Annotated in this window: 21 protein-coding genes and 1 tRNA gene; 16 read left to right on the top strand and 6 right to left on the bottom strand. The window is 62.1% G+C overall.

The features are described 5' to 3' along the window. Window positions 1-10 precede the first annotated feature (10 nt). The 12 genes from ABEB22_RS13145 (at window position 11) to ABEB22_RS13090 (ending at window position 9,757) form a co-directional block, all read left to right on the top strand. Window positions 11-703 carry a GntR family transcriptional regulator gene (locus ABEB22_RS13145; RefSeq protein ID WP_406870516.1) on the top strand — a complete coding sequence of 231 codons (693 nt, stop codon included), beginning with the start codon at window positions 11-13 and terminating at the stop codon, window positions 701-703. A 98-nt stretch (window positions 704-801) separates the two neighbouring features. Next, a complete protein-coding gene (locus tag ABEB22_RS13140; protein ID WP_406870515.1) occupies window positions 802-1,335 on the top strand; it encodes an SMI1/KNR4 family protein in 534 nt (177 codons plus the stop codon). Window positions 1,336-1,463: 128 nt separating this feature from the next. Then, window positions 1,464-2,306, top strand: a complete 843-nt coding sequence (locus tag ABEB22_RS13135) for a fumarylacetoacetate hydrolase family protein (protein WP_350934113.1) — start codon at window positions 1,464-1,466, stop codon at window positions 2,304-2,306. A 1-nt stretch (window position 2,307) separates the two neighbouring features. After that, window positions 2,308-2,904 (top strand): N-acetyltransferase family protein, encoded by a 597-nt coding sequence (locus ABEB22_RS13130; RefSeq protein ID WP_406870514.1) that lies wholly within the window; start codon window positions 2,308-2,310, stop codon window positions 2,902-2,904. A gap of 115 nt (window positions 2,905-3,019) precedes the next feature. Next, window positions 3,020-3,937, top strand: a complete 918-nt coding sequence (locus tag ABEB22_RS13125; protein WP_406870513.1) for a DMT family transporter — start codon at window positions 3,020-3,022, stop codon at window positions 3,935-3,937. A 154-nt stretch (window positions 3,938-4,091) separates the two neighbouring features. Further along, the gene (locus ABEB22_RS13120; RefSeq protein ID WP_406870512.1) at window positions 4,092-5,420 is read left to right on the top strand and encodes a hypothetical protein; all 1,329 of its coding nucleotides are present in this window, start codon (window positions 4,092-4,094) and stop codon (window positions 5,418-5,420) included. Window positions 5,421-5,524: 104 nt separating this feature from the next. Continuing rightward, window positions 5,525-6,520: an LLM class flavin-dependent oxidoreductase gene (locus tag ABEB22_RS13115; protein WP_339112434.1), complete on the top strand. Its 996-nt coding sequence runs from the start codon at window positions 5,525-5,527 to the stop codon at window positions 6,518-6,520. A gap of 267 nt (window positions 6,521-6,787) precedes the next feature. Continuing rightward, a complete protein-coding gene (gene rpsF, locus ABEB22_RS13110; RefSeq protein WP_339112435.1) occupies window positions 6,788-7,141 on the top strand; it encodes a 30S ribosomal protein S6 in 354 nt (117 codons plus the stop codon). A 21-nt stretch (window positions 7,142-7,162) separates the two neighbouring features. Further along, the gene (gene rpsR / locus ABEB22_RS13105; protein ID WP_038073027.1) at window positions 7,163-7,387 is read left to right on the top strand and encodes a 30S ribosomal protein S18; all 225 of its coding nucleotides are present in this window, start codon (window positions 7,163-7,165) and stop codon (window positions 7,385-7,387) included. A 13-nt stretch (window positions 7,388-7,400) separates the two neighbouring features. After that, a complete protein-coding gene (gene rplI, locus ABEB22_RS13100; RefSeq protein WP_339112436.1) occupies window positions 7,401-8,006 on the top strand; it encodes a 50S ribosomal protein L9 in 606 nt (201 codons plus the stop codon). Between the two features lie 134 nt (window positions 8,007-8,140). Continuing rightward, on the top strand, window positions 8,141-9,298 hold the full coding sequence (locus ABEB22_RS13095) for a YihY/virulence factor BrkB family protein (protein WP_406870511.1): 1,158 nt from the start codon (window positions 8,141-8,143) through the stop codon (window positions 9,296-9,298). 147 nt (window positions 9,299-9,445) lie between these two features. After that, window positions 9,446-9,757, top strand: a complete 312-nt coding sequence (locus ABEB22_RS13090) for a hypothetical protein (protein WP_350934099.1) — start codon at window positions 9,446-9,448, stop codon at window positions 9,755-9,757. Here ABEB22_RS13090 and ABEB22_RS13085 read toward each other — a convergent pair. The 3 genes from ABEB22_RS13085 to ABEB22_RS13075 all read right to left on the bottom strand — a co-directional run bounded on the left by ABEB22_RS13085 (window position 9,754) and on the right by ABEB22_RS13075 (window position 12,295). Then, complete coding sequence (locus ABEB22_RS13085) at window positions 9,754-10,461, bottom strand: heparan-alpha-glucosaminide N-acetyltransferase (RefSeq protein WP_406870510.1); 708 nt, start codon at window positions 10,459-10,461, stop codon at window positions 9,754-9,756. The two genes, ABEB22_RS13090 and ABEB22_RS13085, sit on opposite strands and share 4 nt — an antisense overlap. Before the next feature lie 156 nt (window positions 10,462-10,617). Next, entirely contained in the window at window positions 10,618-11,952 is a 1,335-nt protein-coding gene (tig, locus tag ABEB22_RS13080) for a trigger factor (RefSeq protein ID WP_339112440.1), read from the bottom strand. Between the two features lie 258 nt (window positions 11,953-12,210). After that, window positions 12,211-12,295: transfer RNA gene (locus tag ABEB22_RS13075), tRNA-Leu, on the bottom strand. A gap of 144 nt (window positions 12,296-12,439) precedes the next feature. Here ABEB22_RS13075 and ABEB22_RS13070 point away from each other — a divergent pair. Beyond that, on the top strand, window positions 12,440-12,958 hold the full coding sequence (locus ABEB22_RS13070) for a Hint domain-containing protein (protein WP_350934094.1): 519 nt from the start codon (window positions 12,440-12,442) through the stop codon (window positions 12,956-12,958). 67 nt (window positions 12,959-13,025) lie between these two features. Here ABEB22_RS13070 and ABEB22_RS13065 read toward each other — a convergent pair whose 3' ends face one another. After that, window positions 13,026-14,621 carry an NAD(P)H-hydrate dehydratase gene (locus tag ABEB22_RS13065; RefSeq protein ID WP_406870509.1) on the bottom strand — a complete coding sequence of 532 codons (1,596 nt, stop codon included), beginning with the start codon at window positions 14,619-14,621 and terminating at the stop codon, window positions 13,026-13,028. A 255-nt stretch (window positions 14,622-14,876) separates the two neighbouring features. On the opposite strand from ABEB22_RS13065, the gene ABEB22_RS13060 reads away from it, so the two are divergent. Together ABEB22_RS13060 and glnA are read left to right on the top strand one after the other, a co-directional pair. Beyond that, window positions 14,877-15,215, top strand: a complete 339-nt coding sequence (locus ABEB22_RS13060; protein ID WP_339112443.1) for a P-II family nitrogen regulator — start codon at window positions 14,877-14,879, stop codon at window positions 15,213-15,215. A gap of 71 nt (window positions 15,216-15,286) precedes the next feature. After that, window positions 15,287-16,696 (top strand): type I glutamate--ammonia ligase, encoded by a 1,410-nt coding sequence (gene glnA / locus ABEB22_RS13055; protein WP_339112444.1) that lies wholly within the window; start codon window positions 15,287-15,289, stop codon window positions 16,694-16,696. Between the two features lie 241 nt (window positions 16,697-16,937). On the opposite strand, the gene glpK is transcribed toward glnA, so the two are convergent. Together glpK and ABEB22_RS13045 are read right to left on the bottom strand one after the other, a co-directional pair. Next, window positions 16,938-18,431 carry a glycerol kinase GlpK gene (glpK, locus tag ABEB22_RS13050; RefSeq protein ID WP_406870508.1) on the bottom strand — a complete coding sequence of 498 codons (1,494 nt, stop codon included), beginning with the start codon at window positions 18,429-18,431 and terminating at the stop codon, window positions 16,938-16,940. A gap of 61 nt (window positions 18,432-18,492) precedes the next feature. Continuing rightward, window positions 18,493-19,212, bottom strand: coding sequence for an MIP/aquaporin family protein (locus ABEB22_RS13045; protein WP_350934089.1), 720 nt, complete (start codon window positions 19,210-19,212; stop codon window positions 18,493-18,495). Between the two features lie 534 nt (window positions 19,213-19,746). Here ABEB22_RS13045 and ABEB22_RS13040 point away from each other — a divergent pair. Continuing rightward, complete coding sequence (locus ABEB22_RS13040; RefSeq protein ID WP_406870507.1) at window positions 19,747-21,360, top strand: FAD-dependent oxidoreductase; 1,614 nt, start codon at window positions 19,747-19,749, stop codon at window positions 21,358-21,360. The last annotated feature ends 87 nt before the right edge of the window (window positions 21,361-21,447 follow it).

Genomic DNA, 21,447 nt, shown 5'->3' with positions numbered 1-21,447 from the left:
GTTAGCCATAATGACGCAGCCCAACCCCGAGATCACGCCGTCCGATACGACGGAGGGGGATCATCTGGTCGAGAAGATCGCCCGCGAACTGAGCGCCTCTATCCTGTCGGGCACGCTGAAGCCGGGTGAGAGGCTGGCGGAATCGGCCATTGCGCGGCGGCTGCAACTCTCGCGCGCACCGGTGCGCGAGGCGCTGCGTCTCCTCGAGCGCTCGCGTCTTGTGGCCTATCGCGCCAATCGCGGCTTCGTGGTGCGGCAGATGGACCCGGCAGAGATCGAGGCGCTTTACGATCTGCGCGTGGTCATCGAGACGGCCGCGATCCGCAGGCTGGTGGCCCGCGAGGAGCCCGAGTTGGCCGATCAGCTGCGGGCGCAGCTCGATCTGCTTTACGGGCTGTCGGGGACAGGGGTGACGCGCACCTCCTATGTGGATGCCGATCTGGGCTTCCACCGTCTGATCTGCGTGCTGTCGGGCAATCCGCGGCTGGCGGATGTGTTCGACCAGATCGCCGCGGAGGTGAAGCTGTGCATCAACCAGACGGGGCGCGAGCAGGACGGGCCGCGCCGGATCGCGGCCTCGCATGAACAGATCCTGACGCAGGTGATCGCCGCCGATCCCGAAGGCGCCGCGCAGGCGCTGACCGAGCATCTGCAGGAGGCGGAGCGCATGATGCTGGCGCTTTTCGCACAGGCGGCCGAATGAAATCCTAGTGCAAGTGCTATGTGAAAAGACGTAGGGCAATCCCGAAATCTATGGCAGGATGTTTTTGTGGGATGCGTTGGCAACCGGAGGGGGATGCCATGACGGATGACGAGTTTATCATGACGCTTGCCGAGAAGGCAGGTTTGGGTCGGGCGGAGATCGGAATTCTGGGCGAGGCGCAGCTGGCCGAGGCTGAGGCGCGGATCGGTGTCGTGCCGCCAATGCTGCTTCTCAAGCTCTACCGCGCCATCTCGAATGGCGGGTTCGGGCCGATGCGCGGTCTGATGGGGCTGGGCGGCGGCGCCACCGATCGGGCGGGCTACACCGCCGACCGGTTGCATCAGCTTTACGCCGATCCCGATGATGGCAATCCCGCGCGTGACTGGCCCGTCGGGCTCCTGCCCATCTGCGAGGACGGGCAGGGCAGCTATATCTGCGTGGATTGTTTCGACGAGAGCCTGCATCTGTGGTCGCCCGAGGGCTGGGACCGCTCGCAGCCGCCGCAATCCGCGATTACGCCATTGGCCGAGGATCTGCGCGGCTGGCTCGGGGCATGGGCCGAAAGCCACTGCCCCGCGCTGGCGCATCTGCATGAAGTGCCGGCGGGATCTCTCTGTTTATCCGCACGCTAGGCGGAAATATGCGCAAGGATGCACGTTTTGCGCGGGGCCAGCCCCTTGTCATTCCGCCCGCTAACCGCTTTCGTGAGCGCGATTGAGCGGGGCCTTTGCGGAACCGACTGGTGATTGGGGAAGAGACTATGAAATTTCTGCGTTTTGGTGCTGAGGGACAAGAGAAGCCGGGTCTTCTGGATGAGGGCGGGCTGATCCGTGACCTGTCGGGGGTGATCAAGGATCTGACGCCCGATCAGCTCGGTGCCGAGGCGCTGGCCAAGCTGGCCGATCTTGATGTCGAGGCGCTGCCAGTTGTCGAGGGAGCCCCGCGTCTGGGTGTGCCGGTTGCAGGCATCCGCAAGGTGCTGGCCATCGGGCTCAACTATGCCGACCATGCCGCCGAGACCGGTGCCGTGCCACCAAAGGAGCCGATGCTGTTTTCCAAAGCCATCACATCCATCTGCGGGCCCGATGATCCGACAGAGCTGCCTGCCTCGTCCACCCATCTCGATTGGGAGGTCGAGCTGGGCTTTGTCATCGGCACGCGGGCCAAGGCGATCCCTGCGGGCACGGGGCTTGATCATATTGCGGGCTATGTTCTGGCCAATGACTATTCCGAGCGCGAATGGCAGAAGGATCGGGCAGGCCAGTTCGTGAAGGGCAAGAGCCATGATACATTCTGCCCGCTCGGGCCCTGGCTGGTGACCCGTGACGAGGTTGCCGATCCGCAGGATCTGGACATGTATCTGCGAGTGAATGGCGAGAGCCGCCAGAAGGGCAATACCTCCACCATGATCCACAAGGTCGCCTTCCTTGTGGATTACCTGAGCCAGTTCGTCACTCTGGAGCCGGGCGATGTGATCCTGACCGGCACCCCTCCGGGTGTGGGCGCGGGGATGAAGCCGCCGCGCTATCTGAAGGCGGGCGATATCGTGGAGCTGGGGATCGACGGGCTCGGGACACAGCGACACGAGGTGGTGGCGCTCTAGGATGGCGCAGAGCGGCGGGTCGATGCGCCCGCCTTCGCGCAAGGAGCTGGCGGTCCGGTTCTGCGATGCGGGTCTCGAGGATGTGGAGGAGCTGGCGCAGCTACATGTGCAGGCATGGCGCGACACCTATACCGGCCTTTTGCCGCAAGCCATGCTCGACCAGCTCGATCTGCGCCAGCGGATGACCCAGTGGCATAACGCGATCACCCATAAGGCAGGGCGCTCGGGGAATGGCGTGGTGTTGGCGCGGGCGGGCGGCGATCTTCTGGGGTTTGTCTCCTATGGCCCGCAGCGCGACGCCGATCTGGCGCTGAAGGGCTATGATGGCGAGATCGAGGCGCTTTATGTGCAGCGCAACGCCCAGGGGCGCGGGCTGGGCAGGGCGCTGCTGGGGCATGCGGGCACGCGGTTGCAGGCTGCGGGATTTGGCGCGGCAGCGCTCTGGGTGCTCGAGGCCAATGCGCCTGCCTGCGCCTTCTACGCGGCGATGGGGGCGGAGATCTGCGATACCCGCATCGAGCTACGCCCCGAGGCCACGCTTCAGGACCGCGCCTATGGCTGGCGCGATCTGGAGGCGCTGACGGCTGCTGGCGGCTGAGGGCAGGACGCGGGCTTGCCGCCGCCTCTCGCCCCCGCCTCTTGCTCCGCCTCTTGCTCCCGGAGGAGTTTACTGTTTCTTTGCGCGTGCATGAGGGCATTCGGGGGGAGACAGCATGAGCGCGGAGCCAAGACAGATCCAGAGATGGCAGTTGATCGCGGTGCTGGCTTTGCCGCCGCTCTTCTGGGCGGGCAATTTCATCGTAGCACGGGCGGCGCGCGATCTGGTGCCGCCCCTATCGCTTGTCTATGGTCGCTGGCTGATTGCGCTGGTGGTGCTGGCGCCGTTTGCATGGCATCATGTCAAGCGCGACTATGCGGGCTATCTGCGACATCCGTGGCTGGTGCTTGGCACCAGCGCGACCTCGGTCGTGGCCTTCAACACGCTGATCTATTGGGGGTTGCATTATACGCAGGCCACCAACGGGATGCTGCTCAATTCGACGATCCCCGTGCTGGTAATGCTGATCGGCGCGCTGGCCTTCGGTCAGCGGTTGCGGCTGTGGCAGGGGGTCGGGCTGATCCTGTCGCTGCTCGGGGTATGCATCGTGATCCTTGGCGGAGAAATCGCGCGGCTCGCGGACCTCGCCTTCAACAAGGGCGATCTGATGATCTTCGGAGCAATGGTCGCATGGGCCCTCTATACGCTCTGGCTGACCCGCATTCCCGCCGAGATCAGCCGCATCGGGCTTCTGGCAGTGCAGATCGTGATCGGCCTTGCCATTCTCACGCCGTTCTGGGTCTGGGATCTGGCGCAGGGCCATCTGCCGGTGATGGTGCCGCAGGCCGCATGGGCGGTGGCCTTTGTCGGGATCGTGCCATCGCTCGGCGCCTTCCTTCTCTATATGCAGGCGGTGCGGCTTGCAGGCTCCGGGCGGGCCTCGCAATCGATCCATCTCATCCCGCTTTACGGGGTGATCCTGTCTTCGTTGTTTCTGGGCGAACATCTGCATCCCTACCATCTGGCAGGCTTCGTGCTGATCCTCGGGGGGATCATTTTGGCCGCCCGTGCGGGAAGGGCGGCCCGCGGCTGAGCCGCGGGCGCGCGCGGCCTTTGTGCCACAGGCCAAAGGCTGCATACCCGCCCGCGCCATGCGGAGCGCTTGCCTGATCCTGCGTGTTGGGCTTATGCTTAAATCAACCTTAAAGAGTGCCGCTGGTCTTGCCCGTCTGTCGCAGGAGCCCAAGATGCCCTTCGTTGCGTTCAACGCCCCCGATCGCCGCCGGTTCACGGTATGGCATCGCCTCTCCGTGTTTCTGTGCATGGCCATCGCTGTGTCGGGGGTTCCCCGGTCCGGGGGGGCGCAAGAGGCCATGCTGCGGATCCCCGGTCCGTTGGATGGGCGCATCCTGTCTGTGACCTTTGAGGGGCAGGGCGAGCCCATCCAGCTATCCGAGCGGGCGATCCTTGCGGGCGGAGTGCAGACCGGTCTGGCACGGGTCGGGGTGCTGTCCGGGCCTGACGGGCCCTTGCAACCTACGGCGCTTTACGCGGTCGAGGGCGATCTTCCAGCGGGCTTCGGGCGCTGTGCCGATGGCCCTGCGGCGTTTCTGGCGCTACGCCGCGACAAGGGGAGCACCGCGCTGAGCGGCTTCGTGTTCGAGGCGCGCCCGCGGTTGGCCATGGCGCGCGGCGAGGGGCTTTGCGCGCGCGTCACGCTGAATACCCCGCTGCCGCCCGATCCGGCTCGGGCCGAGCCTGATCCGGTGGATATAGCGATGGTCTCGACTATGGATAGGCTCACTCCGGTGGCCAATATGGTGGAGACCGATATGGTCGGGGAGATCGGCAGTGCGGCCCCCGATCCTGCGCTGATGGCGGGGCAGCTATCGCACGGGCTGCTGGCCGAGTTGGACCCGTATCGTCCCAAACTCTCTTCCGCAAGAGAACCGGAGCCGGCCGCTGAACCTGCCATCTCCGATCCTGTCACTAAGGAGGCTGCGTCCTCCGAGGAGCGCCTTGCCGCGCTGGCCATGCGGCCGGGCGCCGCGACCGCTACGTTGCCCGATGCCGCGCCCGGGCCGAATGGCGGCCCCGCGCCCGAACCGGTTGCGCAGACGCCCGCCTCCAAAGGCGCATGGCGCGTGATCGAGGCCCGTGATGCGCGTGACCTGCCGCAGGTCGCGCTGGTGCTTGAGGCAAGCGAGACACTTGGGGGCAATGGCGAGCAGGCAAAGCTGGTGGCGCGCTGCATGGGCAACCAGACGGCCCTGTTCGCGGTCTGGCCCAAGGGGTTTTCCGGCGATGCACGCGCCGGTTTCCTGACCGAACGTGACGTGATCCTGCAGATCGATGATGCCCGTCCCGAAAGCCAGATCTGGGAGCTCTGGCCCACGCAGGACGCCACCTATGCGCCGGGCTTTCCGGGCGATCTGCTGCGCAGCCTGCAGGCGGCAAAGCAGCTGACCCTGCGCACGGCCAATGTCGCAGGTGGCCCGCTGGAGGCGCGTTTTGATCTGGCGGGGCTTGCCGGGCATCTGCCTGTTCTGGCTGCGCCCTGCCGCTGGACGCCCTGAGTGACTGTGCATCTGCGCGCATATTCTGCGGGATCCGCGCGATTTGCACGGTTTTCGCGGGCGGGTCGGCTGCACAGATTATGGGCCAAAGCAGGAGATGACTGATGGTCCCTTATTCCGTTCTCGATCTTTCGCCTATCGCAGAGGGTCAGACCGCCGCCGATGCGCTGCGCCATTCGGGCGAGCTGGGCGCGCATGCCGAGCGCTTGGGCTATACCCGTTACTGGTTGGCCGAGCATCATAATTCAACCGGCATCGCCTCTGCCGCGACAGCCCTCGTGATCGGCCATGTGGCCGCGCAAACCAAGACTTTGCGTGTAGGCTCGGGGGGGATCATGCTGCCCAATCACGCGCCGCTGATGGTGGCCGAAGCCTTCGGCACGCTCCATGCACTCTATGGCGACCGGATCGATCTGGGTGTCGGGCGTGCGCCGGGCACCGACCAGCGCACCATGCAGGCGCTGCGCCGCGGGATGTCGGTGGACCGCTTCCCCGAGGATGTGGTCGAGCTGATCGGCTTCCTTGGGCCGATGCAGGAGGGCCAGCCGGTGCGGGCCGTGCCGGGGGCGGGGTCCAATATTCCGGTCTGGATCCTTGGCTCGTCACTCTACGGGGCGCAACTGGCCGCGCATCTGGGGCTGCCCTATGCCTTTGCCAGCCATTTCGCGCCCGATGCGCTCGAACAGGCGATCGAGATCTACCGCGACCGCTTCCAGCCCGGCATGACGGCCAAGCCGCATTTCATGCTGGCGCTCAACCTCTTTGCCGCCGATACCGACGAGGAGGCGCAGCTTCTGCGTTCGTCGATGATGCAGGGTTTCGTCAACCTGCGCCGAGGGCAGGCGGGGCCGTTGCCCGCGCCGGTCGCCGATCTCTCCACCGTGGCCAGCGAGCCGGAACTGCGTCAGGCCTCCCACCAGCTGTCGATGTCGGCGGTGGGCCGCCCGGAGACGGTCGAACGCCAGCTTGCGATGTATATCGAGCGCTACCGCCCCGACGAGGTGATCCTCAACGGCCAGATCCACGACCATGCCGCGCGGCTCAGGAGCTTCGAGATCGGTGCGCAGGCCATGCAGAACCTCGCGAAGGTCGCGGCCTGACGGTCCCCATGCAGACCGGAGGGGCATCTCGCCCCGACCGGTCCGCAGCGGGGCTCGATGCCGCGCAAGGACCGCGCTCCCCATCGGGGCCGCCCCCGTGGTCGCCCCCGTGGTCTGGCCTGCGCGGCCCAAACCTCTTGCTTTCCCCCCCTCTCTCCGCTAAGGGAGGCGGACTTCCGCAGTTCAATTGAACCGGCGTAGCCTCTCGTGGCAGGATGCGGATAGTGTCGCCTGCCTATGAAGCCGCCTTATGAAACAGGAGAAGCCATGCCCCTTTACGAGCATGTCCTCATCGCGCGTCAGGATCTGTCCAACGCGCAGGCCGAAGGCCTTGTCGAACATTTCTCCACGGTCCTTTCGGATAACGGCGGCAAAGTCGTTGAATCCGAATATTGGGGCGTGAAGACCATGGCCTACAAGATCAACAAGAATCGCAAAGGCCACTACGCCTTCCTGAAAACGGATGCCCCCTCGGCTGCCGTTCAGGAAATGGAACGCCTGTGCCGCCTGCATGACGATGTCATGCGCGTGCTGACCATCAAGGTCGACGAGCACGAGGAAGGCCCGTCGGTTCAGATGCAAAAACGTGATGACCGTGAAGGTCGTCGTGAGCGTCGTTGATAGATTAGGGGACTGAAAACCATGGCAAAACCGTTTTTCCGTCGTCGTAAAGTGTGCCCGTTCTCCGGCGAGAACGCACCGAAAATCGACTACAAAGACACCCGTCTGCTGCAGCGCTACATCTCTGAGCGCGGCAAAATCGTTCCGGCACGCATCACCGCAGTGTCGGCAAAGAAGCAGCGTGAACTGGCCCGCGCCATCAAGCGCGCCCGCTTCCTCGCTCTGCTGCCCTACGCTGTGAAGTAAGGAGAACATCACTATGGAAGTTATCCTTCTCGAGCGCGTCGCAAAGCTGGGCCAAATGGGTGACGTTGTCACCGTGAAGCCGGGCTACGGCCGCAACTACCTCCTGCCGCAAGGCAAGGCGCTGCGCGCTTCCGAAGCGAACATCAAGTCCTTCGAAGCCCAGAAAGCCCAACTGGAAGCCCGCAACCTCGAGACCAAGAAAGAGGCGGAAGCCCTTTCGGCCAAGCTCGACGGTCAGCAGTTTGTCGTGATTCGTTCGGCTTCGGACGGCGGCAACCTCTACGGTTCGGTCACCACCCGTGACATCGCGACCGTTGCAACCGAAGAAGGCTTCTCGGTCGACCGCAAGCAGGTCATCATCCGTCTGCCGATCAAGGTTCTTGGTCTGCACGAGGTTGAAGTCCATCTGCACCCCGAAGTGCATGCAGTGATCTCGATCAACGTTGCACGTTCGGCTGAAGAAGCAGAACTGCAAGCCTCGGGCAAATCGATCCAGGAACTGGCAGCGGAAGAAGAAGCCGCCGCAGATTTCGAAATCTCGAACCTGTTCGACGATCTCGGTGCTGCTGGCCGCGACGACGAAGACGAAGCACCTGCTGCAGAAGCAGAAGAGAAGTAATCTCTTTCTTCGTGTCATCTGGAAAACCGCGCCTCTCGGGGCGCGGTTTTTCTTTATATGGAGGTTGTTAGCGGTTAGAGGGAACCCGCATCGCCTGATCGGGTTGAGCCTTCGGATAACGGAATAAGACCCTCATGACTGACCATCGCCCCAAACGTATCCTCGCGCAGCTCCTCGTGGGCGCCCTTGCGTTACGGCAGGTCCTTGCCAAGGTCAGCCCCCCCAAGGAGGCCCCCCCTATGCCCGAAACACAAGACCGCGCCCCGCTTCTCGAGGCCCCGCTGCTCGAGGGGCGTGTGGCGCAAGCCCCGCCCGAGCCCGCGTCCCGTTATGACAAGCCCGAGGATCGTGCCGTTGGGCGACAGGCCACGGGGCCGTTCTCGATGGGGCTTCGCGCATGGGCCGCCATTCTGATGCGCACCAAGGCGCAGATTACCGAGGACCGTGTTCTGGCTGTTGCCGCCGGCGTGACCTTCTACTCGATCCTTGCGCTCTTCCCCGCGCTGACCGCGCTGGTATCGATCTTCGGCTTCTTTGCCGATCGCAACGAGGTCCTCTCGATGCTCGACGAGGTGGCACGCTTCGTCCCCCCCGAGGCGCTTTCGCTGATCCGCTCGCAGCTCGAGGGCCTGATCGGCACCGACCAGACGGCGCTTGGCTGGACTTCGGTGATCGGGATCGGGCTGGCGCTCTGGACCGCCAATGGCGGAATGAAGGCGCTGATCGAGGCGCTCAATGTCGCCTATAACCAGCGGGAGAGCCGCAATTTCCTCTGGATGAATCTGGTTGGGCTCGGCATGACGATCGGCGCGATCATCTTTGTCTGTGTGCTGATCCTTGCCGCCGCCGTTCTGCCCGCCGTTCTGGCCTTCCTGCCGCATATTCCGGGCTGGGGGCTCTTGGTGCTTGTTATCCGCTGGCCGATCATGGCGGGGGTGCTGGTGCTGGCGCTCTCTATGCTCTACCGCATGGCGCCCAACCGCACATCGCCGCGTTTTGTCTGGGTGCTGCCCGGCGCTCTTGTGGGCTCGATCCTGCTTCTGCTCTCCAGCTGGGGCTTTTCGTTCTATACCTCGAATTTCGGCAATTACTCGGCCACCTATGGCTCGATCGGGGCCGTTGTCGTGCTGATGATGTGGATCTGGATCGCCACGATTGCGGTGATGCTGGGGGCCGAGCTGAATTCCGAGGCCGAGCGCCAGACCGCGCGCGACAGCACCGTCGGGCCCGCGCGCGATCTGGGCAACCGTCAGGCGCAAGCCGCCGACAGTCTCGCCGAGACCCGCCCCTGATCCGGCCCGGTTCCGCAGGGTCACCGCCGTTCCCGTGTAACTTCATGCTGTTGGCGGTTTTGCGGCCAAATCTCGCCTTAGTTATTCATTAGAGTTTCTTCTGGACGGCGGCAGATCCGATTGCTGCCGCTAACGGAGGCTTTGCTCATGGCGATCACCCGCATCCTGTCTTCGGTCGTGCTGCCGACAGCGGCGCTGACATTGGCCCTGGTGATGATCCATGACCAGTCCGCCTCGGCGGTGGGGGTGCTGCCGGCCCATAGCCGCCTGACCGCCTCGCCACGCCCGCTGGAGCGGCCGTTCTGGTCGGTGATCCGCCGCGACATTTCCGCCCCCGTACTTCATCAGGTCTCGAACCTCCATGACACGCCGATCATTCTGCCACGCGAGACCGTGCAAAGCCCCGCCGAGATACAGCCGGTGGCGCTGCGGGTTGATGGCGGGATCTGGACGCGTTAACGCATCCACGCGATCAGCGCGAGGCTGCCATAGATCACCGGCTGGTGGATCAGGTAGAAGGCGAGGCTGTGACGGCCGATAAAGGTCATCCGCTGCAGGGCGCCAGTATGGGGCAGGTCACGCCGTAACACGCCTGTCGCATCGGCGAGCTTTGCGCTACCCAGCCCCACGAGGACCCAGCCCAGCCACGGAAAGACCGGCACGAAATCCATCGCCGCCCTCCAGCGCGTCGAAAGCCCGATCCACCATAGCCACGGGGCGTTCATTTGCGGCATGGCAAAGAGATAGGGCATGGCCAGCGCGAGAAGCCCCAGCAGGATTGTTACTATCGCAGGCAGCCTGAGGCAGGCCATCGCCAGAAGCGAGCAGACCGCGATGGAATGCAGGATACCGAAATAGACATAGAAGCCGGGCATCGCGATATAGGTGACCACGGTGACCGCGATGGCGCCTGCCACAATCGCTGCCTCGCGTGTCCAGAAGCCCCGCCACCGGCGCCCGCGCCCGTGGGCGAGCCAGAGGCTGACCCCGACCAGTATCAGGAAGGTTGCCGCAATCACGCGGGCATAATCGGGCCACCACAGGGGCAGGGGCGGATTGAAGCCCAAGGCCTCGAGGTCATAGCCGAAATGGAAGCTGGCCATCGCCAGAAGCGACAGGCTGCGCAGCAGGTCGGGCCAGATCAGGCGGGAAGAATTGGGCATGGGACCTCTGCAATTGCTCAGGGGGCAAGATCGGTTTTCACGGGGCGAAGTCAAGCGCCGTCCGATCACGATCCCGCCTGAGCCATGAGCGGGGGCAAAAGAAAACGGGCAGGTCCTGCGACCCGCCCGTTTCCTCCAATCTGCAGATCGGAAAGCTCAGAGTTCGTCCAGAGCTTCGATTGCTTTTTGCAGTTCTTCCTTGGTGACGTCCTTGTCGGTGACTTCCGCTTTCTCAACGATGAAGTCGACAACCTTGTCTTCGAAGATCGGCGCGCGCAGCTGCTGTTGCATCTGCGGGTTCTGCTGGATGAATTCGAAGAACTGACGTTCCTGACCCGGATACTGACGCGCTTGCATCATGACCGCTTGGGTCATTTCCGCATCGGTCACTTCGATCTCTTGCTTGCGGCCGATTTCGGCGAGCAGGAGGCCCAGACGCACGCGGCGCTCGGCGAGCTTCTTGTGCTCGTCGGTCGGTTCGATCGCGCCATGGTCATGGCCGTGATCATCGGGATGCTCTTCGTGGTAGAGCTGGTGTGCGATCTGGTTGGCTTCCGCGTCAACCAGCGTCGGCGGCAGGTCGAACGACACTTTCCCGTCGAGCGCATCCAGAAGGCCACGCTTCAGGATCTGGCGCGAGGCACCCTTATACTCTTCGCCCAGACGCTCTTTGATCTGTGCTTTCAGAGCTTCGAGGTCTTCTGCGCCGAATTTCTTCGCCAGCTCGTCATCGATCTCGGCTTCTTTCGGGCCGCGGACTTCTTTGACGGTGCATTTGAACAGGGCTTCTTTGCCTGCCAGATGCTCGGCCTGATAGGCCTCGGGGAAGGTCACTTTGACTTCGACTTCTTCCTCTTCCTTGGCGCCGACCAGTTGGTCTTCGAAGCCCGGGATGAAGGAGTTGGAGCCGAGCACCAGCGGATAGTCCTCGCCTTTGCCGCCTTCGAAGGCCACGTCATCCACGAAGCCCTCGAAGTCGATCACAACCTGATCGCCTTCTTTCGACTTGGTGCCCTTGCGGCGCTTTTCGAAGTTCTGTGCGTTCTTGGCCAGACCTTCGAGCGCTTCGGTCACGGCTTCGTCGGCGGGGGTCACAACGAGGCGCTCGAGTTTGATGTCGGAGGCGTCGAACTCGGGGATCTCGGGCAGCGCTTCATAGGAAACGGTGACCACAACGTCGTCGCCCTCTTTCCAGTTCTCGCCGTCTTTCATCTCGACTTTCGGCTGCATCGCCGGACGGTCACCCGATTTCTCGAAATGCTCGTTCATTGCGCCGTCGATCGATTCCTGCATGGTCTCGCCCATGATACGCGCACCGAACTGCTTTTTCAGCATCGGCATCGGGACCTTGCCCTTGCGGAAGCCTTTCAGCTCGATCTCGGGCTGGGCTTCCTTGAGCTTGGCCGTGACTTTCTCTTCGAGCTCGGCGCCGGTGATGGTGATTTCGTAGCCGCGGCTGAGGCCTTCGTTGAGGGTCTCGGTGACCTGCATGTGATTTCCTTCTCTGTGAATGCCGCGAGTCAATGCGCGGCAGGCAAGCTCATTTTTCACGCGTCGTTCTATGGGGCGGCACTCATGGAAGCAAGGTGAAACTCGGCGTTCGCAGGGCCGGATCGTCATAAAAGAGTGCGTTCGGGGCCGGATCGGGCGTGAATCGCGCCTTTGCTCCGATATAGGGGCCGCAAAAGCACGAGCCGGGTTGTTCGGGAACGGTTCAGACGCCGCGTGGTGTATATCTTTTCGGTGGAGTGGTGCGGGTGGAGGGACTTGAACCCCCACGCCGTTAGGCGCCAGAACCTAAATCTGGTGCGTCTACCAATTTCGCCACACCCGCATCTGCGTCGCCTTTTAGCAACGCCTTTCGGACATGCAAGAGGCTTTTTGCACTTTTCTGTTATCGCAGGCGAAAATTCGCGTAAGGTTGGTAAAGAAATAGATAACGCGGCCAATCGCGAATTTACCAACGAGCAGGCACAGTATGGAAAAGCAGGCAGCTACAATAGTTTACGGCCTCGATACTGCGGGCGGAGCGCAGGGTGTCCGATCGGCAGAGATGGTTTCTGCGGTGGCGGGAATCGCGCAAGGGGCCCAGATCCGGACCCTCGAGGGGGATCTGCCGATTGAATATCTTGGTCCTGGCGACAGGATCGTGACCCGCTCGGGGATGCGCGTACTGCGCGCGGTCTCGGTCCAGCAGGCCGATCGCGATGTGTTGTGCGTGACTGCAGGTTCGATAGGGCACGGGCGTCCGCAGGGCCCGCTCTATGTTGGCGCGCGCACCCGTCTGCGGGTGAGTGGCTGGCGCGCCGAGGCCCTTTACGGCGCAGCCGAGGCCGAGATCGAAGCGGCGCGCCTGTGCGATGGCACGCTGGTGCAGGCCGTATCGGGGCGGTCTATCTATCTTTACATGTTGCATTTCGACGCGCCCGAGACGGTTTTTGCGGAAGGCGTCGAGGTTGCGGCTGCAACCGTGGACCAGCCTGCCGAGCGCGCCTGAGCCGCAATCTGGTCGGATCAGGTGAAAAGCCGGGCATCTCGCCCGGCTTCAGTGTTTCCTGCAGCGCTCACAGAAAAAGCGAGCGCATGAGGGCGGGCAACTCGTCAGGTAGATCCTCGGCAATCAACCCCGGTCCGAACTGCCGCGCCGCCTCGACATGCATCCAGACTGCCAGCTCCGCCGCGCCCAGAAGATCGACCGCTTCGGGCGGTTGGGTCGCCAGAAGGCCGGTGATCATCCCCGCAAGCACATCGCCCGCGCCCGCCGTTGCAAGCCATGGCACCGCGCGTTCGCGGATGGCGGGATGGACAGAAGCACAGCCATCAGGACGCGCGATGACCGTCACAGCGCCCTTGAGGAGAACCACCGCGCCTGCGCGTTCGGCCGCCCGTCGGGTGATCTCGATCCGGTCCTTGCCCTGACCGAGCCCTGCGGCAAGATCGGGGAACAGTGTGCGGAACTCTCCTTCATGCGGGGTCAGGATGCAGTTCGGATGCAGGTGGTTGAAGAGGACGGATGGATCCTCGGAGAAGCAGGACAGGGCATCGGCATCAAGAACCGTGGCACGTTTGCCCCAAAGGACGGCGGGCACCATTTCCTGCGCGCGTTTATGTCCGAGCCCGGGACCCAGGCAGAGCGCGCGCAGCCGCTCGTCGGCCATCCAGCCACGCAGCGTATAGCTGTCGGGCAGGGCGCGCAGCATCAGTGCATTGATCTGGGCTGCGGTTTCCGGAATGGCGGATTGCGGCGCGGCAATGGTCACCGCGCCAGCGCCGATACGCAATGCCGCCCGTGCCGCCATCCGTGCCGCTCCGCCCTGAGCCAGCCCGCCCGAGAGAACCATCGCATGGCCGCGCTGGTATTTATGGGCGGCCTGATCGAGGCGGGTGATGCTCTGATACCATCGACGGAACGTGTTGGTGCGATTGCCGCGCACAGGATCCACGAGCCGGAGTGCGCCCGCCGTTTTGGGCCGGTCGATGAGGGAGGCCGCATCCTGACTGGGCCCGTCGGGCAGCCCTATATCAACCACCTCCAGCCTGCGACCCGCAATCGCGGACATGACATGGCCGGGCTTTGGCTGGTGGAAGGTGACGCAAAGATCAGCGGCGATCTGGCGGTGCGACTCGGCGGCGCTCCATTGCTCGAACGCATCGGTATCCTTGGGGGATACGGGATCGGGGGCGAGGAAAACCCCACGATCGAGATCGAGCCCCGAGGGGCAATCGACCGCGACAAGTTTCATGACATGGCGCCAGCGGGCGAGGCCGCGACGGGGCGGGCGGGCCGCCGTTTGGGTGAACAGGGCCAGATGCTCGGGCGAGAGCGGGCGTGTGCAGCCGATGCCGAAAAGCGCATCAACCAGTATATCGGGCCGGTGGCCGGTCGCGGCCATCGCGAAATCCTGCACCGTGACCGTGTCGGGCAGGGAGCGCATGGCCGTTCCGGCGGCACCTTGCGGCAGCTTGCTCGGATCGCGCAGGATCTCGACGTCCCAGCCGCGCAGGGCCAGATGCTGGGCGACAACATAGCCATCTCCGCCATTATTTCCCGGACCACAGAGAATAACCGCAGATGGAGGATCGGCACTCTCTTCCAGCTCGATCAGCTGCGGCCAATATTTCACCATCGCTGCCACGACACCGGCGCCTGCGAGCGCCATCAGCCGATCTTCATCTGTCAGTTTCTTCGACAAAGCGCTTTGTTCTGCGGCGCGCATTTGGGCAGTTGTAAGAATTTCGCTCAATTCGTGGCCTTGCTGTTTACAAACGGCCCTATAAATGTGCATCGTGATGCATAAATGGGCATGATAACCGGAATCCTAAGTCTCGCTTGGATAAGATGAGCCTAGTCGATTGCGGGGGGCGTTGGAAAGTGTTGAGAGTGCCGTGAAGGCCAAGACGGAGGAGTCGACGGAATGAAAAAGATCGAAGCGATCATCAAACCGTTCAAACTGGATGAAGTGAAAGAAGCTCTCCAAGAGGCTGGTATCCAAGGCCTGTCTGTCATCGAAGTCAAAGGCTTCGGTCGCCAGAAGGGGCATACCGAGCTCTATCGTGGAGCCGAGTATGTTGTAGATTTCCTTCCCAAGGTGAAAATCGAGATGGTGATTTCGGACGACATGGTGGAAGCCGCTGTCGACGCGATCACCTCTGCTGCGCGCACCGAGAAGATCGGTGACGGCAAGATCTTCATCTCGCCTGTCGAGGAAGCGATCCGCATCCGGACCGGCGAAACCGGCGACGACGCGATCTGATCGCCTCTCGCCTCAACCTATGTCGGACGTAATGTCCGGCGCCTTATTGCTCAACGAAAGGGTTGCTACGAATGAGCTCTGTTAAGGACGCCCTCAAGCTGATGAAGGACGAAGAAGTCGAATACGTTGATGTTCGCTTCACCGATCCGCGCGGTAAACTTCAGCACGTGACTCTGGTCGCTGATCTGGTTGACGAAGACTTCTTCGAAGAAGGCTTCATGTTCGACGGTTCTTCGATCGCCGGTTGGAAGTCGATCGACAAGTCGGATATGAAACTGATCCCCGACGCGTCTTCGGTCTATATCGACCCCTTCTACGCCGAGAAAACCCTCTGCGTGCACTGCGCGGTTGTCGAGCCCGACACCAACGAAGCCTATGAGCGTTGCCCGCGTCAGGTTGCGGCCAAAGCAGAAGCCTATCTGAAATCCTCGGGTATCGGCGATGCGGCCTTCTTCGGCCCCGAAGCCGAATTCTTCCTCTTTGACGACGTGCGCTACTCGGTCACGCCGGCAAAAGTGTCCTTCCAGATCGACGCGGAAGCGGCGGCATGGAACACCGACACCCCGTCGGAAATGGGCAACCTCGGTCACCGCGCCGGCCACAAGGGCGGCTACTTCCCGGTGAACCCCGTCGACGAAGCCCAAGACCTGCGTGGCGAGATGCTCTCGACCATGAAGCGCATGGGCATCAAGGTTGACAAGCACCACCACGAAGTGGCGACCTGCCAGCACGAACTGGGCATGATCTTCGGCCAGCTCACCGAGCAAGCCGATAACATCCAGAAGTACAAATACGTCATCCACAACGTGGCCCACGCCTACGGCAAATCGGCAACCTTCATGCCGAAGCCGATGAAAGGCGATAACGGCTCGGGTATGCACGTCAACATGTCGATCTGGAAAGACGGCAAGCCGCTCTTCGCTGGCGACAAATACGCAGACCTGTCGCAAGAGGCCCTCTACTTCATCGGTGGTATCCTCAAGCACGCGAAAGCTCTGAACGCGCTGACCAACCCGTCGACCAACTCCTACAAGCGTCTGATCCCGGGCTTCGAGGCTCCGGTTCTGCGTGCGTATTCGGCAAGCAACCGTTCGGGCTGCGTCCGTATTCCGTGGACCAACTCGCCGAAAGCCAAGCGCGTCGAAGCCCGCTTCCCCGATCCGTCGGCAAACCCCTATCTGTGCTTCGCAGCACTGATGATGGCCGGCCTCGACGGCATCAAGAACAAGATCGATCCGGGCCCGGCATCGGACAAGGATCTCTATGATCTTCCGGCCGAAGAACTCGCAGCAATCCCGACCGTTTGCGGCTCGCTGCGTGAAGCTCTGGAATCGCTCGAAGCCGATATGGACTTCCTGACCGCAGGTGACGTGTTCACCAAGGACATGCTGGAAGGCTACATCGCGCTCAAGTGGGAAGAAGTCTACGCCTACGAGCACACCCCGCACCCGATCGAATACCAGATGTATTACAGCTGCTAATCGGTCCGCTCCGGCCAGACATTCTGGCCGGATCACGGGACAGATCGAAAGCGTCACCAGAAATGGTGGCGCTTTTTCTATATGCGTAAAGCGGTTGCGATATAAACTTAAGGTTGTGCGTGAGCTGCTGTCCTGAAGGCAGGATCACGGGCCTATGCGCGATTGCTCCACGCAAAAGGCCGCCCCGAAGGGCGGCCTTTACGGGTCCGGTGTAAGGGAGGATACGACCGGACGCAGGGAGTTACTTGAAGGCCATCGTGGCTTTCACGGCTTTCTGCCAGCCCGCATAGAGGCGGTCGGATTCGGCCTGTTCCATCTTGGGCTCGAAGGAGCGGTCCACCGAGGCCATCTCGACCAGCTCGTCCTTGGAGGCCCAGAAGCCCACGGCCAGACCGGCCAGATAGGCCGCGCCGAGCGCCGTGGTCTCGATCACGGTCGGACGCTCGACCTCCTTGCCGAGGATGTCGGACTGGATCTGGAGAAGGAGGTCATTGGCTACGGCACCGCCATCGACACGCAGCTTCGCCAGTTCGATGCCGCTATCGGCTTCCATCGCCGAAAGGACATCCTTGGTCTGATAGCACAGCGATTCCAGCGTCGCGCGAATGAAGTGCTCCTTGGAGGTGCCACGGGTCAGGCCGAACACCGCGCCCCGCACTTCCGAATCCCAGTAGGGCGCCCCGAGGCCCACGAAGGCGGGCACGACATAGACGCCATCACTATCGCCGACACGGCCTGCATAGACCTCGGATTCCTTGGCATTGCGGAACATCCGCAGCCCGTCGCGCAGCCATTGGATGGCCGAGCCCGCGACAAAGATCGAGCCTTCGAGCGCATATTCGACACGACCGTCCACACCCCAGGCAATGGTCGTCAGAAGGCCGTTTTCGGATTTCACCGGACGCTCGCCCGTGGTCATCAGCATGAAACAGCCGGTGCCATAGGTGTTCTTTGCCATGCCTTTCTCGATGCAGAGCTGGCCGAATTGGGCAGCCTGCTGGTCCCCCGCCATACCCGCGATGGGCAGCTGGATGCCCTGGAACGCATCGCGATGGGTGGTGCCATAGACTTCGGAGGAGGGGCGCACTTCGGGCAGCATCGAAGCCGGAACGGTCAGGTGCTCCAAGAGCTCCTCGTCCCATTTCAGGTCGAAGATATTATACATTAGCGTGCGCGAGGCATTGGTGTAATCGGTCACATGGACCTCGCCACCGGTCAGCTTCCAGACGAGCCAGGTGTCGATCGTCCCGAAGAGAAGATCGCCGGCATCGGCTTTCTCGCGCGCGCCCGGCACATTATCGAGGATCCATTTCACCTTGGTGCCGGAGAAATAGGCGTCGATCAGCAGGCCCGTCTTGTCGCGGAAAGTCTCGTCGAGGCCCTTGGCCTTCAACTCCTTGCAGACATCGAGCGTCTGGCGTGACTGCCACACGATCGCGTTATAGACCGGACGACCGGTTTTTTTGTCCCAAACCACAGCGGTTTCACGCTGGTTGGTGATCCCGATCGAGGCGATCTCGTCCGAGGAGACTTCGGCATTCGACAGAAGCTCCGCCACGACCGACTGCACCGAGGACCAGATCTCCATCGCGTTATGCTCGACCCAACCCGGTTTGGGGAAGATCTGCTCGAATTCCTTCTGGGTGGTGTGGACGATATGGCCGGCTTTGTCGAACAGGATGGCACGCGAGCTGGTCGTGCCCTGATCGATGGCAAGAACGTATTTCTTGGTCATGTCATGTTCCTTCCCTAAAGAGATGCGCCGTAAGGGCGGTCACATCCCGTTCCTCTTTGGTTCAGCCCGCCACGGGGGTGACGAGTGCTGCATACAGGTAAGCGCCGGCGATGGCGCCACAGATCGGGGCGATAACGGGCAGCCATGCATAGCCCCAGTCGCTATCGCGTTTTCCTCTAATCGGCATCAGCGCATGCGCGATGCGCGGGCCAAGATCACGGGCAGGGTTGATCGCATAGCCGGTCGGACCGCCCAGCGAAAGGCCGATGGCCAGAATGAAGAAGCCGACGATCAGCGGATTGAGCCCATCGGCGAATGTATTCGCCCCGATACAGCTCAGCCCGAACATCAGCACGGCCGTTCCCAGAAATTCCGACAGGAAATTGGCGGGCGTGTTCTTGATCGCGGGCTGCGTGCAGAACACCGCAAGCTTCAGATCGGCATCCTCGGTTTCGGCCCAATGGGGCAGATACATCAGATAGGTCAGAATGCCGCCAAGGATACCGCCGAGCATCTGGCCCGCGATATAGACGGGCACATCTGCCCAGGGCAGCTGGCCGGTCATCGCGAAGGCGATGGTCAAAGCGGGGTTCAGATGTGCGCCGGAATATTTACCCGCGACGTAGACGCCGAAGGTCACGGCCAAACCCCACCCGAAGGCGATGACAATCCATCCGCCGTTGAACCCTTTGGATTTTGCCAAAAGCACGTTGGCCACGACACCGCAGCCGAAAAGCGTCAGGACAGCCGTCCCGACAAGTTCGCTCAGAAAGAAGTCCATGCTTTCTCCCCCCTCAATAGGCCCTCAAAACAGTTCGCTGTGACCGTCTCCCGCCCGGCATATTCCTCTTATGCCGACCGGTCTCCTCCATAGCTACGAGGCCACGCGTAATTTCGATTCTCCATCCGAGCAAGGGCAAAATGTTCGGAATCGAAAATTATGAACTGAAAATCTGCGCAAACGAACATCTCGTCAATATGGTTTTTGAATGTTAGCGGATGACATTGCGGCAATTGAAACTGATGGGCAGACGCGCAGCCGAATCGAAGATTTTGGTGTTGCGCTGGCGATATGGCTGTATGCTGGAAAAATATCCAATGTTCGTCTGGGTTCTGAAAGAACAAATTATCGCCCCTGATACTAATCATGATTAGAGAAAGCCCGTGATTGTATGGGAAATTGCATGAATCTCCGATTTTTTCGTCGCGACGCTATGTCATAATGCTTTCACTTGAAAAAAACCGAACATAAAGCTATCTGAGTGACTGAGCGGGGATCTCCGCCATATTTCCATTTCCCGCACGAGGCTGACTGATGCGCGCTGAGACACTTGCCAAGCTGCAAAGCAACGAGACCTTCGATCTGCTGATCATCGGCGGTGGCGCGACCGGTTGCGGTATCGCGGTGGATGCGGCGACGCGCGGGCTCAAGGTCGCGCTTGTCGAACGTTACGACTTTGCCGAAGGCACCTCCAGTCGCTCGACCAAGCTGGTGCATGGCGGCGTGCGTTATCTCGAAGCGGCGGTGAAAAAACTCGACAAGGGGCAGTATGATCTGGTGCGCCATGCGTTGCACGAGCGTGGCGCGTTGTTGCGCAACGCGCCGCACCTGTCGCGCCCGCTGCCGCTCATTACGCCGGTCTATAGCTGGCTGCAGGTGCCCTATCTCTATGCCGGGCTGAAGCTCTACGACCTCCTGTCGGGCAAGATGAATATCGGCCATTCCAAGGTGATCAGCGCCAAGAAGGCCAAGGCGCGGTTCCCGATGCTGCGCTCCAAGGGGCTCAAGGCCGTGGTGCAATATTATGATGGCCAGTTTGTCGATTGCCGGATGTGTGTGACGCTGGCGATGACCGCCGAGCGCGCAGGCGCTGTAATGGCCAACCATATCGCCGTTACCGGCCTGACCCATGAGGCGGGCATGATCACCGGTGCCGATGTCGAGGATGCGCTGACCGGCGAGAGCTTCTCGATCCGCGCCAAGAAGGTCGTCAATGCGACTGGTCCCTTTGCCGATGCGATCCGCCAGATGGACCATGCCGATGCAAAACCGATCCTGAAGGGCTCCTCGGGCATCCATATCCTGCTCGACAGCTCCTTCGTGCCGCCCGATGAAGGGCTCCTGATCCCGCAAACCGATGACGGGCGTGTGGTCTTCATCCTGCCATGGCAGGGGCAGGCGCTGGTGGGCACCACCGATACCTCCTGTGAGGTGGTGGACCATCCGACCGTATCCGAAGAGGATATCGCTTACCTTCTGGACTATGTGAAACGCTATTTCGACATCAACGTGACCCGTGCGGATGTGAAATCCGCATGGTCGGGGATCCGCCCGCTGGTCTTTAATCCCGAGGCTAGAGACACTGCCGAGCTGGCGCGTGACCATGTAATTATCGAGGATAATTCGGGTCTTATCACCATCTCGGGCGGTAAGTGGACGACCTATCGCTACATGGCCGAGGAGGCCGTGGACAAGGTGATTGCCGGGGGTGAGTTCGCAGGGCTGAAGCCCTGTCTGACCCATGACATGAAGCTTTTGGGGGCCGAGGGCTATGTGGCCGGCGGCGCGGGCGATCTGGCGCGCGATTTCGGGTTGCCGCTGGATGTGGCCGAGCATCTGCATCATTCCTATGGCGACCGTGCACCTGTTGTGGCGGAGATGGCGCGCGAGGAAGGTCTGGCGACCCGTCTGGCCGAGGCGCATCCCTATATCGAGGCCGAGGTGCTTTATACGATGCGCCACGAATCCGCGCAGCGCGTGGCCGATGTGCTGTGCCGCCGGATGACGCTGACGCATGTCGATAGCCGTGCGGCCAATGCCGCAATCTCCCGTGTGGCCGATCTGATGACGGCGGAGGCCGGATGGGACAGCGCACGCCGTGACGCCGAAGTGGCTTTGGCCGAGGAGCGCACAACCGTCGCGCTCTGAGCCGTAAAAACCGTTCCCGCATGCACCGATCATCTGTCATGCGGAGGACGTGGGGCTCGCGGGACCGGACGAAATGGGCCAGTCCGG

The sequence above is a fragment of the Thioclava sp. 'Guangxiensis' genome, assembly GCF_045348365.1.
Lineage (GTDB): Bacteria > Pseudomonadota > Alphaproteobacteria > Rhodobacterales > Rhodobacteraceae > Thioclava > Thioclava kandeliae.
The sequence above is the reverse complement of the archived record's forward strand: the minus strand, read 5'-3'. Positions and strand labels throughout refer to the sequence as shown.

Coding starts and splice junctions, on each gene's coding strand:
- ABEB22_RS13115 (WP_339112434.1), top strand. CDS start 5,525: ATGGTCCCTTATTCCGTTCTCGATCTTTCGCCTATCGCAGAGGGTCAG.
- ABEB22_RS13085 (WP_406870510.1), bottom strand. CDS start 10,461: ATGCCCAATTCTTCCCGCCTGATCTGGCCCGACCTGCTGCGCAGCCTG.
- ABEB22_RS13065 (WP_406870509.1), bottom strand. CDS start 14,621: ATGGCGCTCGCAGGCGCCGGTGTCGTGGCAGCGATGGTGAAATATTGG.
- rplI (WP_339112436.1), top strand. CDS start 7,401: ATGGAAGTTATCCTTCTCGAGCGCGTCGCAAAGCTGGGCCAAATGGGT.
- ABEB22_RS13120 (WP_406870512.1), top strand. CDS start 4,092: ATGCCCTTCGTTGCGTTCAACGCCCCCGATCGCCGCCGGTTCACGGTA.
- ABEB22_RS13090 (WP_350934099.1), top strand. CDS start 9,446: ATGGCGATCACCCGCATCCTGTCTTCGGTCGTGCTGCCGACAGCGGCG.
- ABEB22_RS13045 (WP_350934089.1), bottom strand. CDS start 19,212: ATGGACTTCTTTCTGAGCGAACTTGTCGGGACGGCTGTCCTGACGCTT.
- ABEB22_RS13060 (WP_339112443.1), top strand. CDS start 14,877: ATGAAAAAGATCGAAGCGATCATCAAACCGTTCAAACTGGATGAAGTG.
- ABEB22_RS13130 (WP_406870514.1), top strand. CDS start 2,308: ATGGCGCAGAGCGGCGGGTCGATGCGCCCGCCTTCGCGCAAGGAGCTG.
- ABEB22_RS13135 (WP_350934113.1), top strand. CDS start 1,464: ATGAAATTTCTGCGTTTTGGTGCTGAGGGACAAGAGAAGCCGGGTCTT.
- ABEB22_RS13070 (WP_350934094.1), top strand. CDS start 12,440: ATGGAAAAGCAGGCAGCTACAATAGTTTACGGCCTCGATACTGCGGGC.
- glnA (WP_339112444.1), top strand. CDS start 15,287: ATGAGCTCTGTTAAGGACGCCCTCAAGCTGATGAAGGACGAAGAAGTC.
- glpK (WP_406870508.1), bottom strand. CDS start 18,431: ATGACCAAGAAATACGTTCTTGCCATCGATCAGGGCACGACCAGCTCG.
- ABEB22_RS13095 (WP_406870511.1), top strand. CDS start 8,141: ATGACTGACCATCGCCCCAAACGTATCCTCGCGCAGCTCCTCGTGGGC.
- tig (WP_339112440.1), bottom strand. CDS start 11,952: ATGCAGGTCACCGAGACCCTCAACGAAGGCCTCAGCCGCGGCTACGAA.
- ABEB22_RS13145 (WP_406870516.1), top strand. CDS start 11: ATGACGCAGCCCAACCCCGAGATCACGCCGTCCGATACGACGGAGGGG.
- ABEB22_RS13040 (WP_406870507.1), top strand. CDS start 19,747: ATGCGCGCTGAGACACTTGCCAAGCTGCAAAGCAACGAGACCTTCGAT.
- rpsF (WP_339112435.1), top strand. CDS start 6,788: ATGCCCCTTTACGAGCATGTCCTCATCGCGCGTCAGGATCTGTCCAAC.
- ABEB22_RS13125 (WP_406870513.1), top strand. CDS start 3,020: ATGAGCGCGGAGCCAAGACAGATCCAGAGATGGCAGTTGATCGCGGTG.
- rpsR (WP_038073027.1), top strand. CDS start 7,163: ATGGCAAAACCGTTTTTCCGTCGTCGTAAAGTGTGCCCGTTCTCCGGC.
- ABEB22_RS13140 (WP_406870515.1), top strand. CDS start 802: ATGACGGATGACGAGTTTATCATGACGCTTGCCGAGAAGGCAGGTTTG.